Here is a 14,322-nt window from a genome sequence, read left to right as displayed (position 1 = left end):
TTTCCTGACCGGAAGCGCAAAATTAAACCAATACTTATCGCACAGATGTTGAAAAATGCTCTGCAAATAATGTTAGCGCTTTTTCTATATTTGCAGGATGACCTAAGTCAATCAAAGTTTCTCCAATTAACTTGATTGCTTCTTCCAACATATCTTTCGTAGTATTACCCATATGGCCAATACGGAATGCTTTTCCGGAAAGGTAAGCCAGTGCGCCTGCTACGACAACCCCTTTACTGGCGAGTTTGGAGCGGAACTCGCTATCTTTTATTCCATCCGGATAAAGGATGCAGCTTAATGTTGCGGCAGCCGCTTTTTCCTCGGCTAATGGCTTCATCCCGTATGCTGTTAAAGCTGCTCGGACTGCTTTTCCATATGCTTTATGACGGGCGTACCGCTTTTCCATACCTTCTTCCAAAACAAGACGGATTCCCTCGGCATAACCATAAATCATATTCACTGGTGGTGTGGCAAAATACTTTGTCGGATCCGCCATAATTGGTAGCCAATTATAGATGTCACAATAATAAGCAGGAACCTTCGCCAGTTTTTCACGTGCGGCTAATGCGCTTTGATTAAAGGCAACAATGGCAAGTCCCGGTGGCACACCAATTGCTTTTTGCGAACCGGTCAAAACAACATCAATTTTGTCATCAGGACCACCGTAGGATTTGCTCATATCCTCCTCCATTGCACCGGTTGCACAAACACCGTCCAATATGACAAGTGCTCCATGCTTTTTGATAATCGGCAGCAGTGTATCCAGATCCGCAGCTACTCCTGTTGAAGTGTCAGCATGGGTAATGGTTACCGCTTTATAATTTGCCCCGGCTAACTTTTTTTCAACAGCTTCCGGGGACACCTGCTTCCCCCATTCGCTTTGTAACACATCGATATCAATCCCATACGCTTGCCCTAGTTTGATAAACCGGTCGCCAAAATAACCGTGACTAATGACTAATAATTTTTCCCCGGCCGCCACTGTGTTTACGAGTGCCATTTCCATTGCGAGGGTTCCAGACCCGGCAACAATAAAAACATCCCCATCTGTTTTTAGCATTTCTTTTGTCGATTCAATGGCCCGCTTAAAAATATGTGCAAACCTCGGATCTGTATGTCCCCATGTTTCTTTCGCCATCGCTTCATAGATTGAATCCACCACCGGAGTCGGCCCCGGTACTAATAACATCTCTTTGTTCGGCATCGTTACTTCCCCCATTCCATTTTCTCGCTGATTTCAGTTTAATTCAAAGTCCCAGTTACTAAATATATTCCATATGTACGGCTGAAAACCCTTTTAAATCTGGTATTTTTATAGCTGGTTTTTTCAAAAAATTGTGCGTCATGTTTCTGGTTACCAACAAAAAAATAATCGAAAAGCATTAGAATTTTACCAATTGATAATTTGCTAATTACCCCTTACAGTAAATTTTTTCAAAAAGAAACCCGGCTGAAAAATAGAACCGGGTCAGGTTATTTTTATCAAATGTTATTTAGCACAATTACGATTAACTTTGGTCAGCTGCTATGTTGCCGCTCCTTGAATACAGTTTGATGGCCGATGGAATATTACTTTACATGATTAATTTAGTTCAGCTGCTATCGCCCTGCCAGCCGTTCGCCCCGTGAAAAGACAGCCACCAAGAAAAGTCCCCTCAAGAGCACGATAACCATGGACACCACCGCCGCCAAATCCGGAGACCTCCCCTGCTGCATACAAACCGGGGATGGCTTGACCCGAGGAATCTAAAACCCTTCCAGATAAATCAGTTTGCAGGCCGCCTAATGTTTTTCTGCTTAAAATATGAAGCCGTACAGCAATGAGCGGGCCATTTTTCGGGTCAAGAATTTTGTGTGGTGGAGCTACTCGAATCAATTTGTCGCCAAAATAATTGCGGTGTCCCCGGATAGCCGTTACCTGTAAATCTTTTGTAAATTTATTATCCATTTCCCGATCCCTTGCCTTCATTTGATATTCAATTTCCTTGTAGTTTAATAGATTTTCACCAGTCAAACGGTTCATCCCGGCTACAAGGTCTTGCAAATTATTGGCAATAATAAAATCTTCTCCTTTATCCATGAAAGCTTGGACGGGTTCGGGGGCACCTGGCAAAGCTCTGGCCAGTACTTTCCGGATACTTTTATCTGTAAGATCCGGATTTTGCTCCGAGCCTGACAGTGCGAACTCTTTTTCAATAATTTTTTCCGTTAAAATAAACCACGAATAATCATAGCCGGTTTTTTGAATAGCTTCCAGTGTGCTGAGCGTGTCAAATCCCGGTAAATTAGGGATAGGAAAACGCTTACCTTTTGCGTCAAGCCAAATGGAGGAAGGTCCGGGTAAAATTCGAATTCCGTGGTTGGACCAAATTGGGTTCCAGTTTTTTATTCCTTCCGTGTAATGCCACATCCGATCCCGGTTCACAATCCGTCCCCCCGCTTCTTCCGTAATGGCAAGCATTCTTCCGTCTACATGAGCAGGAACGCCGGATAACATATGTTTAGGCGGAGATCCCAGTCGCTCAGGCCAATTTTTACGAACTAAATCATGGTTCCCGCCAATTCCTCCACTAGCTACTAATACAACCTGGGCCCGATATTCAAAATAGTCAATAATCTCTCTTTCGGTGTCTTCTCCCCGCTCTGTTGTGCTCGGAATCAGAACAGAACCGGCTACACCTACAACAGCGCCATTTTCTTTTAAAAGATGATCGACTTGATGACGAGGAAAATAATGAACCGAACCTGATTTCATATATTCCCGAACTTTTCTCTCAAAAGGGGCAACCAACGCCGGTCCGGTTCCCCATACAATATGAAAGCGAGGGACGGAATTGCCGTGACCGGTAGCTAAATGTCCACCACGTTCAGCCCACCCAACGACCGGGAAAAAACGCACGCCCATTTTGTGAAGCCAAGACCTTTTTTCTCCAGCGGCAAAATCGACGTAAGCCTCAGCCCATTTTTTCCCCCAATAATCTTGATCATCTTCCCGATCAAATCCGGCAGTACCAAGCCAGTCTTGCCAAGCCAGTTCTCTGGAATCTTTTATCCCCAGCCGCCTTTGCTCCGGAGAATCTACTAAGAATAATCCGCCAAACGACCACCAAGCTTGACCTCCTAAATAATTTTCCGGCTCTTGGTCCAGTAGTAAAACTTTTTTTCCGGCATCTGCCATTTCTACGGTTGCAACCAAACCGGCCAACCCTGCCCCGACGACAATGACATCATATTTCATCAAATCCCCCCTATTTTCTGCAATTTATTTCCAAAATTTCAGACAATTAGACCGATTGACCTTATTATATAAATTTATGATACTATCAGTCAAGTTCATATGAAATCTTGCTGTCAGGAGGAGGGGATTTGCCAAATTCCGTTAGTATTACTTTCTCTCACCTCGAATTGGTGATGAAGGCTGGTTTGTCGTCAAAAAAGAAGGTTACTCACCTCTATATGGTGACGAGAACGGATCTCATCGTCAAAATAGAGTATTTTTCGCCTAAAAACGGTGGCGAGATTGGGGCTCTTCGCCCAAAAATTTGCATTTCCCGCCTCTAATTGGTGACGAGAACAAATCCCGTCGTCAAAAAAAGGGCTCCCTCGTCCAAAATTAGCGATGAGAGAAGGTTCATTTTTTTCCTTTCACTCGCATTTTCGCCATCCCTTCTATATACAATAGTATACATATGTTGTGCCAAATAACTAGTTCATAGACATAATTTAGCCTGAAACGGGCATCCTATCTAAAAACCCATTCTACTCATGCCAATTAATAATTAATAAAATTTTTTTCATAAAAGTAATTGATTTGTGAAATATTTTTTCGTATACTTAGGATGTACTGAAAATGCTTTCACATTTTTCAACAAGAAAGGCGGCTTATTCATGGATGCATATATATTAATCATTACGCTTTTATCGATTGTTATCGTTATTTTAGTGGTTTCATGGTTTAAATGGCATGCATTTATCAGTTTGACTATTGCCAGTTTGTTTTTAGCCATTTTTACCGGAATGTCTTGGGATAAAATTGTTAAAGCATACGAAACCGGGGTTGGTGGCGTTTTAGGCCATTTAGTCGGGATTTTGGCTCTTGGAACCATTCTGGGAAAAATGTTGTCAGAATCAGGAGCCGGATTGCAAATCGCCAATTATTTTGTGAAAATCTTTGGGGAAAAGAAATTGCCATGGGCGATGTTCGCTTCAGGATTTATTATTGGGATACCGGTATTTTTTGAAGTCGGCATTTTAATTTTGCTCCCTTTAGTGATCTCGATTCAACAAGCAACAAAGAAAAATCTATTATTAATCAGTTTGCCGGCCATTGCGGGATTATCCATCGTTCATGGGCTTGTCCCGCCACATCCGGGTGCAGTGGCAGCTATCGGCATTTATGATGCCAATCTTGGAAGAGTTCTGTTATATTCCCTATTCATCGCTATTCCGGCAGGTATCATCGGTGGACCTTTATATGCAAAATTTATTAGTACACGGGTGACCCCATCCGGTGAATCCGGCTTAATTCAAGTGGATGAATCACAATCAAAAAAATTACCAGGTGTCGGTATTTCTTTCCTATCCATTTTAATGGCGGTCATTTTAATGGTATTAGGAACATTTGCCCCGTTCATAGAGTTGCCTGAAAACGGTGTGAAATTTCTTGAGTTCATTGGAAGTCCATTAATCGCCTTGTTAATTTCATGCTTTGCCGCTTTCTATTTCCTCGGTTTTCGTCAAGGAATAGGACGTAATCAAATTAAGAAGTTTGTTGATGAATGTATTTTGCCGGTTGGCTCAATTATTTTAATTATTGGTGCTGGAGGTGGATTTAAACAAGTTTTGATTGATAGCGGTGTAGGTGAGACCATTGGAAATATGGCAGAAAATCTGTCTTTATCACCGCTTGTGTTAGCTTTCCTTATTGCCGGTTTAATCCGGATTGCAACCGGTTCAGCTACCGTGGCATTGACCACCGCAGCCGGAATTGTTTCCCCGATCATCGCTAATATGACAGGTGTTAATTTAGAATTACTTGTTATTGTTACCGGTGCCGGATCGCTCATGTTCTCTCATGTCAATGATGCCGGTTTCTGGATGGTAAAGGAATATTTAGGCTTATCGATTAAAGAAGCGTTTAAAACATGGACAGTCCTAGAAACAATTCTCTCATTTGTCGCTTTTATCGGTGCTTTCGTTTTAGACATATTTATTTAAATCCGTATGCAGCCGCTTGAAAATGATAGAATCCCTTGTTAACGAAGGGATTTTGTCCATTGCTATTGCGCTTTCTTTCTGGTAAAAGAAAAACGGAATTAACTTCTATCCATTATAATTTTGTTACAGCGTATATAAGGCGAGGCTAGGAACTTTGGTATTAACAATACTTGATTCTATCCGTTATAATCTTGTAACGACGATCGCTTCCCTTATTTTGTCTAAAGATTTTTTCGCTTTTTCTTTATTTAATTTCATAACATTGACGTAGAGGGCATCAATTAGACTCAATTGGGCAATCCGTGAAGACAAGGCTTCTGACCGGTATTCCGTTTCTTCAGCGCTCGTATATAGAACGACATCAGAATTTTTGGCAAGCGGCGATTTCGGGTAACCGGTTATCCCGATGATTTTCGCTCCATTTTTCTTTGCTGTTTTTAAAATATTGATCGTATCTTTATTTGTACCGGAATGTGAAATAACAACGGCCACATCATGTTTTGTCAGTTGGGAGGCTGACATAATTTGAAAATGGGAATCCATAAAGGTAAATACCTTGATACCGGTACGAATAAACTTATGGTAAGCATCCATGGCAATGACGGCTGACCCGCCTGTACCATAAAAGTCAACCCGACCGGCATTTAGCAGTAAATCTACAGCCTGCTCAATAGCGGTTTCATCAATTAAGTTTAACGTACTTTTTAATGTATGAATATTTGATTGAAAAACTTTTTCCATGACTGTTCTTTCATCATCTGATTCACTAATTTCTTCATGGATTTGTTGAATCGGTTCAATAATTTCAGCAGCAAGTGTGATTTTCATTGCTTGAAAGCCTTTAAATCCGATTCGTTTACAAAAGCGAAAGACTGTAGCATCGGCAACATTTAAGTCTTCGGCAACATCATTGATTGTACTATGAATAATGTTTTCAGGGTTATTTAAAATATAATCCGCAATCTTTTTCTCTTTTTCACTTAAGCGTGCATAATGGGAGCGGATTTGTCCTAAACAATTTTTTGACATGGATAATCCCTCGCAATAAGATATTTTGCCTATAGTATAACACATTTTGTTAATGAAAAAATATTTCTTATAGTGATTATATTTTACAAAAATTTTTACTCACAAACATTGAAAGGAGCAATAAAAAATGCAAATTGGTTTAGTTGGTTTAGGAAAAATGGGTTATAATTTAGCATTAAATTTAAGAGATCATCATCATGATGTGATTGCTTATGATATTAATTCAGAAGCAGTTGAAAATTTTAAAAAGGATGGTGGAACGGGGGCAAACTCGATCTCTGAACTAGTTTCCCTGCTGTCCAGCCCAAAAGTCGTTTGGGTAATGGTTCCGGCTGGTGAAATAACGTCCAATGTTATCAATGAATTAAAAGGATTATTGAAGGAGAATGATATCATTATTGATGGTGGAAATTCCAAATACAAAGATTCCATTGCCCGGGCTGAAGAATTAAAAAAGCTTGGCATTCATTTTCTTGATGTCGGGACAAGCGGCGGGATTTCCGGTGCAAGACATGGTGCATGTATGATGATTGGCGGTGAGGAATCAGTTTTCCAATCGGTTGAAACAATTTTTAAAGATGCTTGTGTAAAAGATGGCTACTTATATTGTGGCAAACACGGTAGCGGGCATTTCTTAAAAATGGTTCATAACGGTGTGGAGTACGGTATGATGCAAGCTATTGCAGAAGGGTTTGAAGTTTTGCATAAAAGTGAATTTGATTATGATTATGAAAAGGTGGCAAAAAACTGGAATAATGGATCGGTTGTTCGTTCCTGGTTAATGGAACTTATAGAAGATGCTTTTTCAAAAGATGCAAAATTAGACGAAATAAAAGGAATCGTGCATTCATCCGGGGAAGGAAAATGGACGGTGGAAACAGCCCTTGATCTTCAAGTCCCGACTCCGGTTATCACCCTAGCGTTAATGATGCGCTATCGTTCGTTGGAAGAAGATACGTTCGCAGGTAAAGTTGTCGCCGCATTACGAAATGAATTCGGCGGCCATGAAGTTGAAAAATAAAATATTGGTAGTAAAATTTGATAATTATTTTATTTTTAAGTAGATTTACTTACATACAAAAAAATCATTAAAATCTAATTAAGTGAAACGCTATTCAGTGGGAGTCCACTGAAAAAATTGGTATATAGAAAAGTAGAAGCCAATTACCTATTATATGTAGACAATTGACTTTTTTGATTTACGATATATCGATAAATGTGCTCATTAATTACGAAAAGCAAATACTTTTTCAGTGGTCTCATTTAGTGGGGCTTCCTTTCCTTCCCCACTAAAATAGTAACCCGCCAGAATCAGGCAGCTGAGTACCCCGCTCAAAATTTCTCGTTAAGGGTCTTACTGCCCGTTAAGGCGGGATAAAAGTTTAGGTAATCCGGACACTAGAACTAGTTTTCAATTAGATGAAGTTTTAAATTATTTAGAAATTTTGACTTACCCTTGTTTCTATCTTTTCTGGTTTTCTTTTCTTGAACCAGGCAATCACTGCTGCAATCATTAAAGCGAATCCTAAATACCCCATTGTTGCATATACTTTTCCTACAAGTGTTGTAAAACCAACTAGACTTAAAACATACCCAAGTAAACCGATAATCACTACGCTAGGTTTATACATCTTACTATCAGGTGCAATGAATCGTACAATAAAGGAATAGAGCATCCCGACAGCTGTATTATAGATCATGCCTAGTAAAGCTATAGCCATTAATATTCCAACGACTGGATGAATTTGTTCCGCAAGTGCCAATGTCGGCATATCTGCTCCCGCTATAACATCTATTTTCGCAAACATTCCAATATGGATAAGGATAATTAATCCTCCCAACATCACACCACCAAGAATACCACCCATCCCAGCAACTTTTCTGTCTTTAACTCCGCCGCTCATCACGATGAGTAATGCGGCACCTGCAGCTAAATTATAAGATACATAGAGAAAGGCACCTAGAATCCAGTTGGGTGCTGCAGAAGCTTGAACTTTTGCCATTGTATCTGCCTCAGGAAATGATAGATCCATAGTAAAAATCGAATAGATTAAAATGATAAAAATAATCGTCAACAAATATGGTGTTATCATCGCAATAATATTAATAATTTTTGTCGTATTTAATAATAGCGTTAGAATAGTGAGGACAATCATTATCATACTACCAACCCTTGTATCAATACCGAAGATTTGCTGAAAGGTAGACCCAGATCCAGCAAACATAACAACGGCTACACCAAATAAGAAAAATGTAATTAAAATATCAAGAATAGGACCAAGATAGCGACCGCCAATATGATAAATGACACTTTTATGTGAAGTTGCTTGTAAATCTGTTCCCAGCTGAGCAAATGTATACCCTAAAAAAATGAAAAGGAGGGTGGCAAGTAAACCACCAACAGTCCCCCAAATACCAAAACTTGTGAAATATTGCATGACTTCTTGTCCAGAGGCAAATCCAGCCCCAACGATTAATCCGACAAAGGCACTACCAATTTGAAAGCTTTTTTTCATACGGTGGTTCCTCCTGATCTATATTCTTTTTTTGCTACGGTATAGGCTTCAACCGTTTCGCGGTCTACTTCATAACCGATACCTGGTGTTTGTGGAACATCAATATACCCATCTGTTGCAACAACTTCAGGGCGAATGATATCTTTTTCCCAATAGCGGTTAGAACCAGCTGTATCCCCCGGTAGGATAAAGTTTGACAAAGTTGTTAAAGCAATATTATGGCTACGCCCAATACCTGATTCAAGCATACCACCGCACCAAACGGGAACACCCTTTTCTTCACAATAATCATGAATTTTCTTCGCTTCTGTGAGTCCTCCAACTCGTCCAATTTTAATATTAATTATTTTTGTACTTCCCAGCTCTATAGCCTTTCGCGCATCTTCCAAAGAATGGATGCTTTCATCTAAACAAATTGGAGTTTTCAATTCCTTTTGCAACTGTGCATGGTCGATAATATCGTCTGATGCTAACGGTTGTTCAATCATCATTAAGTCAAATTCATCCAGCTGTTTTAAAAGGTCGATGTCTTTTAAACGATAAGCAGAGTTTGCATCAGCCATAATTGGTACATTTGGGAAGTGTTCACGTAAGGAACGTATCACGTCTACATCCCAACCTGGCTTAATCTTTACTTTAATCCGTTTATAACCTTCCTTTAAAAAACCATCGACAACACGCAGTAATTCATCAATCGAGTTTTGAATACCAATACTGATCCCAACTTCAATTTTATCTTTCGTTCCTCCCAGGGCTTGTGCAAGGGATTGGTTCGTTTGTTGAGCGTATATATCCCATATGGCACCTTCAATTGTGGACTTTGCCATGTTATTTTTGCGAATCGGAGCAAACATTTGATTCACTTCATCTGGATGTTTTATTTCCTTATTTAAGATCAGTGGTATTAAAAAATCCTCCAACATATGCCAGTTTGTTTTTAAGGTTTCTTCGTTATACCAAGGGGCATTAAATGCAACAGATTCCCCCCAGCCAACGGTTCCATCTTCATTTTTTGCTTCCAGCAGTAAGAATTCCTTATCCTTAAATGTTCCAAAGCTAGTCGTAAAAGGGCTTTTCATCGTCATTTTTAAATGACGAATCGTGATATCTGTAATTTTCACAGTTATTCTCCTCCAAGTTCTAATGTGTCTTTTTTAATAAAAATATATTTACCATTTGTATCATGCTTTTCTAATTGTACCGCTGCATAGCCAGCATGGAAAAGTTTTTGAAAAAGTCTGCGTGTCTTTAGTCGCCAATCCAGCGCAAGATCCTCGCTGACTGCTTTTAAACCCTGAAAATCCTTTGGGACAGTTATGGAATATGCTTGGCCTGTTAATTCGTTTTCTTGCTCTGTAATACAGACAGGTTGTCCCTTTTCATTAAATGCTAGTGTATTCAGAGGTAAGATACTTTGTATGTTTGGAACATGTTTTTCAACTACATGCGGGCTTTTTACATACCAATGAACTTCAAAGCGATCGGATGGGAGACCTTGGTTAAGGTTATCATTCATTTCTCCATAGCAATTTTCAATATATGTATTGCATATACCATTTAATTTCGTTAGATTGAGAAAAGCATTTCTTGTCTCAAGTGGGTCATAAGTCCACTTTATCAAGGAATAGCCCTTTTCTATAGCAACTTTGCATTGACTTCGCTTCAGCATTTCACCAATGCCTTGCGAACGATATGCTTCATCAATCCCAAGCATGTGAGAACATAGATAACTCTTCCCATTTTGAAATCCGGAAAATCCATAGCTAAAACCAACTAATTTCTCTCCGTCAAAGGCACCAATGATTATACCGCCGTTTTTTACTGCTGTCAGTGTTTGATGCGTTGGTAAAACGGGGTCCATTCCCCAAACCTTTCGTTCGAGTTCCTGAACTTGTTCCATTTCATTCATTGTTTTTAGTTCGCAAATGTTAATCATAACTTTTCACCCTTTTCTAAATATTCTAGTGTTAACACAAGTGCCCGCGTTATAATTACTGAACTTGTTGATAGTCTATCTTGGTTAAACACCATGTTTGGATGATGTAGTCCTGGTGTAACACCGCAGCCAATCCCTAGCATCGTCGTTTTTAGTTGTGGCTTCAAGAAGGTATAAAAGTGAAAATCTTCTCCACCAGGTGTAATTACTTCTTGTGCACAGTTTTCCTCCCCTATTACATCGATAATGGCTTCCTTTAAAATCATTTTTGCTGTGTCATCGACCTGAGCTGCAGCAACATGTGCGTCAACTTGATAAGGAATGGATACATCATACATCATGCTTACTGCAGTAATAACCTTTTCGAAGCCGCTTGTTAATACCTCCATGGTGGCATTGGTTTGTGCACGTGCATCAATGCTGAATGTGGCATTTGCTGGGATAATGTTTGTCGCGGTGCCACCAGCATGTAGCTGAGTCATTTTGATGGAGGCTTGCTCTGTAGGACTAATCCAAATACGCTTTAGCCCATCAATGATTGCAGATGCTATTTCAATCGCATTTTTCCCCTCTTCCGGCCGTGCCCCATGCGCTTCTACACCTTGAATTTTACCTGAGAAAAGCTTAGCTGCTCCGTGATGTAAGGCTGGTGCAAACGTTCCATCCTTAAGTTCAACAAGAGGACGGACATGTGCACCATATAAAAATTGCAACGAGTCAACAACACCTTGTTCGACCATTGCTTTTGCTCCTTGCGCTTTTTCCTCAGCAGGTTGGAAAATGATACGGACTGCCCCTGGAAGTGTTGGCGCCAAATCTTTTAATAAAAGAACTACGCCAAGTGCCACCGTCATATGTCCATCATGACCACAAGAATGGTTTGCTTGAAATTTTCCATCGACTTCTTGCCAAAGTGCATCCATATCTGTTCTGAATCCAACTCGAGGTGTTCCTTTACCAATATCCACATATAATCCAGTCATATTTTCAAAGGTTTTTGGTTTTAAGTTTTCCGATTTGAGAAAACTCTTAATGTATTTTGTTGTTTCTACTTCATTCCAACTGATTTCTGGGTTTTCATGTAAATGGTTAAAAATAGGTTGTAACCTTTCCGCTAATTTTTGTACCAACATTTTTTTTCAACTCCATTATTCTGCGATAAAACTGTTGTTAGGATCATCATAATGTAATCGTTGTTCGTTATAATATTCAGGATCAAATGACATCATCCCTGTTACTAATAAATTGAGGAAGGATATTAGTGCAGGCATCAAGTCAATGGTTGATTTTTCTGTCTGTTCTAATACGAAAGCTTGTGAACAATGCTCATGAATCGGTGCTAACTTTGAATCAGTAATCCCAATAACCGGAATCCCCCGTTTGTGTAAAACTTCAGCTATTTGAAGCGGTTCTTTAAAATAACGATGTAGTGAGATCACGATGACAGTCGATTCGTCCGTTATTTCCTGCATGATTCGAATAAATTCAGGTGTTTTAGCTTGGATTATCGATACATTTGGCCGAAGAATACTCATTGTAAAATGCAACCATTCTGCAGCGAATCGTGAAGCACCAACTCCCATCACATAAATATTTTTTGCTTCATGTAATTGCTTGGTTACTTTAAAAAACATTTGTTTATCGACTTGTTCGGATATTCTGTTAATTCTAACTATATCTTTCCCTATTGCCTTTTCGATTAGTTGTTGGTCATTAAAAAGTTCTTTTTTGGATGAAAAGTAATTACCAAGCGTACTAGCCGTTGTTTGATTAAAAACAAATAAGGTAATTTCCCTTTGTAATTGAGCATAACCTGTCAATCCAAGTGCGTAACAAAAACGGATAACGGTTGTTTCACTTGTCTCCGCCTTCATACCAACCTCAGCTGCTGAGTGTGTAGCAACATATGTCGGATTATTTAGTACAAAACTTGCAACCTTTTGCTGCTTTTTTGATAGTGAATGAAAACACATTTCAATCGTTTCTTTTATTGTTTGTGTATCCCCCAAAAGAAGTCTCCCCTTTAAACTTAGTCAAAAAGAAGTTTAAACTTTTTTAAAGTTTAACATAACCTCAATAGTAAAACAAGTGGAAAAGGTATTGCTATTGTATTAATAGTATTATGTTAGAAATACACACTTTCTTTTGGAAAGAGATCTCCCTTGTATTTAGGAGTTCATAGGATACATGAAACTTTCCCCCCTTTTCCCCGTATGATATAGACAGAAAGGGAATTTACCATGAAAAAGTTAATGGCATGTTTTCTATTTTTTATTAGCATTAGCCTATCATCGGCAATGGGGCATTTAAGCAAAATTCTTGGGTTTTAATTTCAGTCTGGGCATTAATTTGAAAAATTATTGCCACTTATCCAGGAGAGCAAGCGAAGCGAAGTAGCCGAAAAGCGTATAAAAAAGAGTGTCTTGAAAAACCCAATATTTAAATACTATCGAGAAAAACTTGCCACATACCTATTTTATGACTCTGTTGTAAATTACTTTGTATGAATGTATAATATAATTAAGAATGGTCCTATACTATACCACTACATTATTTTGAGAAGTGGGGAGGTTTATGGAAAATGATAAGGAGGAAAATGAAATGGCTGTTTTAGCTCTTACTGAACAGTATATATTGGATGAACAAGCAGCTAAAAGAATTATTTCCGCCTCTCCAATAAAATTACCCAAAAGTAATGAGTTTAATGATCTTTATTTAAGTGATAAAGACAGAATTGCTCATGCTTCAAACGTACTTAAAAGCAGAAAATGCAAGTAATAAGTTTATTAAGTCTTATAGAAGCTGGTGAGGAGAGCGAGGTACGAGATTATCTCTCCTCTTTTTCGTGTTCATTAAACTCTGGGGTGGAAAACTTCTTAAAGAATCAACCTATTGAAAATGAAAAAAGGGGAATGACTCGAACATTCATTATAATTGATGAAGAGAATAACAACGACATAATTGGTTATTTTACTTTGATGAATAAGCAGTTTGAATTTGCAGAAGGTGTTTCGAAATCTGTAAGACAAAAGATTGCCTTTAATAAACACGCTTTATCAGTCAGTACCATTTTAATTGCACAACTAGGTAGGGCAGATCAGTATAAAGGTATTATTCCAGGATCTGAAATTTTAAGATTAGCATTAGAAAATTGCAAGATCGTTTATAGAACAATAGGCATGAGAATTGTATGTGTAGAGTATGAACCTATTGATAAAATAGAAAAATTCTATTTAAATAATTCTTTCAAGTTTTTACAGAAAAACCCAAATGGTCTTCGGTTAGCATTCTTAAGATTATCCTAATTTAATATAAATATTGAAATACTATTATTTGAAAAATGACTTCTCATATTTGAGATGTCTATTTTTTTCTTCGTTTAGAATGACGTTTATACTTACCATTACTTTTACTTTGATTTGGTGCCATTTCAATTTTTTTTATCCTTTCGAATTCATTTAATCCAACAGCAAGATTTTCAAAAGGATTGTCGCCTTTAAGCATTTGAGTAAAGATTTCTTTTACAATATCAGATTGAGCATTTTTTTCATAAAGTTCCGCTTGCTTTTCTAATTCCATTTTTAATTTTTTTATTTCGGCATCAAATCAGCTTTAATTTTCCGC

At 38.5% G+C, this 14,322-nt stretch carries 14 protein-coding genes; 5 read left to right on the top strand and 9 right to left on the bottom strand.

Annotated elements, in window-relative coordinates:
• Window positions 1–34: 34 nt before the first annotated feature.
• Together BT1A1_RS01495 and BT1A1_RS01490 are read right to left on the bottom strand one after the other, a co-directional pair.
• Window positions 35–1,204, bottom strand: coding sequence for a pyridoxal-phosphate-dependent aminotransferase family protein (locus BT1A1_RS01495; RefSeq protein ID WP_034767339.1), 1,170 nt, complete (start codon window positions 1,202–1,204; stop codon window positions 35–37).
• Window positions 1,205–1,582: 378 nt separating this feature from the next.
• On the bottom strand, window positions 1,583–3,238 hold the full coding sequence (locus BT1A1_RS01490) for an FAD-binding dehydrogenase (RefSeq protein WP_034767336.1): 1,656 nt from the start codon (window positions 3,236–3,238) through the stop codon (window positions 1,583–1,585).
• A gap of 128 nt (window positions 3,239–3,366) precedes the next feature.
• Between BT1A1_RS01490 and BT1A1_RS01485 the strand changes: the two genes are divergently transcribed.
• Both BT1A1_RS01485 and BT1A1_RS01480 read left to right on the top strand, forming a co-directional pair.
• Window positions 3,367–3,561 carry a hypothetical protein gene (locus BT1A1_RS01485; protein WP_034767333.1) on the top strand — a complete coding sequence of 65 codons (195 nt, stop codon included), beginning with the start codon at window positions 3,367–3,369 and terminating at the stop codon, window positions 3,559–3,561.
• Between the two features lie 327 nt (window positions 3,562–3,888).
• Window positions 3,889–5,217: a GntP family permease gene (locus BT1A1_RS01480; protein WP_034767331.1), complete on the top strand. Its 1,329-nt coding sequence runs from the start codon at window positions 3,889–3,891 to the stop codon at window positions 5,215–5,217.
• Window positions 5,218–5,400: 183 nt separating this feature from the next.
• On the opposite strand, the gene BT1A1_RS01475 is transcribed toward BT1A1_RS01480, so the two are convergent.
• Window positions 5,401–6,246, bottom strand: coding sequence for a MurR/RpiR family transcriptional regulator (locus BT1A1_RS01475; protein ID WP_034767329.1), 846 nt, complete (start codon window positions 6,244–6,246; stop codon window positions 5,401–5,403).
• 127 nt (window positions 6,247–6,373) lie between these two features.
• Between BT1A1_RS01475 and gnd the strand changes: the two genes are divergently transcribed.
• Window positions 6,374–7,267, top strand: coding sequence for a phosphogluconate dehydrogenase (NAD(+)-dependent, decarboxylating) (gnd, locus tag BT1A1_RS01470; RefSeq protein ID WP_034767327.1), 894 nt, complete (start codon window positions 6,374–6,376; stop codon window positions 7,265–7,267).
• Window positions 7,268–7,682: 415 nt separating this feature from the next.
• Here gnd and BT1A1_RS01465 read toward each other — a convergent pair whose 3' ends face one another.
• Genes BT1A1_RS01465 through BT1A1_RS01445 form a run of 5 tightly spaced genes read right to left on the bottom strand, consistent with a single transcriptional unit; the run spans window position 7,683 to window position 12,707 of the window.
• Window positions 7,683–8,762 (bottom strand): YkvI family membrane protein, encoded by a 1,080-nt coding sequence (locus BT1A1_RS01465; protein WP_034767324.1) that lies wholly within the window; start codon window positions 8,760–8,762, stop codon window positions 7,683–7,685.
• Window positions 8,759–9,883, bottom strand: a complete 1,125-nt coding sequence (menC, locus tag BT1A1_RS01460; RefSeq protein ID WP_029143114.1) for an o-succinylbenzoate synthase — start codon at window positions 9,881–9,883, stop codon at window positions 8,759–8,761. The genes BT1A1_RS01465 and menC overlap by 4 nt, the downstream gene beginning before the upstream one ends.
• A 2-nt stretch (window positions 9,884–9,885) precedes the next feature.
• Window positions 9,886–10,671, bottom strand: a complete 786-nt coding sequence (locus BT1A1_RS01455) for a GNAT family N-acetyltransferase (RefSeq protein WP_227092939.1) — start codon at window positions 10,669–10,671, stop codon at window positions 9,886–9,888.
• Window positions 10,672–10,694: 23 nt separating this feature from the next.
• A complete protein-coding gene (locus BT1A1_RS01450; RefSeq protein WP_034767321.1) occupies window positions 10,695–11,831 on the bottom strand; it encodes an amidohydrolase in 1,137 nt (378 codons plus the stop codon).
• A 15-nt stretch (window positions 11,832–11,846) separates the two neighbouring features.
• Entirely contained in the window at window positions 11,847–12,707 is an 861-nt protein-coding gene (locus BT1A1_RS01445) for a MurR/RpiR family transcriptional regulator (RefSeq protein ID WP_034767319.1), read from the bottom strand.
• A 565-nt stretch (window positions 12,708–13,272) separates the two neighbouring features.
• Here BT1A1_RS01445 and BT1A1_RS01440 point away from each other — a divergent pair.
• Both BT1A1_RS01440 and BT1A1_RS01435 read left to right on the top strand, forming a co-directional pair.
• Window positions 13,273–13,476, top strand: coding sequence for a hypothetical protein (locus BT1A1_RS01440; protein WP_034767316.1), 204 nt, complete (start codon window positions 13,273–13,275; stop codon window positions 13,474–13,476).
• A complete protein-coding gene (locus BT1A1_RS01435) occupies window positions 13,467–14,003 on the top strand; it encodes a hypothetical protein (RefSeq protein WP_034767314.1) in 537 nt (178 codons plus the stop codon). Before BT1A1_RS01440 ends, BT1A1_RS01435 begins: the two co-directional genes overlap by 10 nt.
• Before the next feature lie 58 nt (window positions 14,004–14,061).
• Here BT1A1_RS01435 and BT1A1_RS17305 read toward each other — a convergent pair whose 3' ends face one another.
• Window positions 14,062–14,277: a hypothetical protein gene (locus tag BT1A1_RS17305; protein WP_051988948.1), complete on the bottom strand. Its 216-nt coding sequence runs from the start codon at window positions 14,275–14,277 to the stop codon at window positions 14,062–14,064.
• Window positions 14,278–14,322 lie beyond the last annotated feature (45 nt).

The organism is Caldibacillus thermoamylovorans (assembly GCF_000751775.1).
In the GTDB taxonomy this organism is placed as follows: domain Bacteria; phylum Bacillota; class Bacilli; order Bacillales; family Caldibacillaceae; genus Caldifermentibacillus; species Caldifermentibacillus hisashii.
The sequence above is the reverse complement of the archived record's forward strand: the minus strand, read 5'-3'. Positions and strand labels throughout refer to the sequence as shown.

Bases quoted from the DNA above. Each gene is read 5' to 3' on its own strand.
- BT1A1_RS01475 (WP_034767329.1), bottom strand. From the start codon at position 6,246: ATGTCAAAAAATTGTTTAGGACAAATCCGCTCCCATTATGCACGCTTA.
- BT1A1_RS01450 (WP_034767321.1), bottom strand. From the start codon at position 11,831: ATGTTGGTACAAAAATTAGCGGAAAGGTTACAACCTATTTTTAACCAT.
- BT1A1_RS01440 (WP_034767316.1), top strand. From the start codon at position 13,273: ATGGAAAATGATAAGGAGGAAAATGAAATGGCTGTTTTAGCTCTTACT.
- gnd (WP_034767327.1), top strand. From the start codon at position 6,374: ATGCAAATTGGTTTAGTTGGTTTAGGAAAAATGGGTTATAATTTAGCA.
- BT1A1_RS01435 (WP_034767314.1), top strand. From the start codon at position 13,467: ATGCAAGTAATAAGTTTATTAAGTCTTATAGAAGCTGGTGAGGAGAGC.
- BT1A1_RS01480 (WP_034767331.1), top strand. From the start codon at position 3,889: ATGGATGCATATATATTAATCATTACGCTTTTATCGATTGTTATCGTT.
- BT1A1_RS01490 (WP_034767336.1), bottom strand. From the start codon at position 3,238: ATGAAATATGATGTCATTGTCGTCGGGGCAGGGTTGGCCGGTTTGGTT.
- BT1A1_RS01465 (WP_034767324.1), bottom strand. From the start codon at position 8,762: ATGAAAAAAAGCTTTCAAATTGGTAGTGCCTTTGTCGGATTAATCGTT.
- BT1A1_RS17305 (WP_051988948.1), bottom strand. From the start codon at position 14,277: ATGGAATTAGAAAAGCAAGCGGAACTTTATGAAAAAAATGCTCAATCT.
- BT1A1_RS01455 (WP_227092939.1), bottom strand. From the start codon at position 10,671: ATGAATGAAATGGAACAAGTTCAGGAACTCGAACGAAAGGTTTGGGGA.
- BT1A1_RS01495 (WP_034767339.1), bottom strand. From the start codon at position 1,204: ATGCCGAACAAAGAGATGTTATTAGTACCGGGGCCGACTCCGGTGGTG.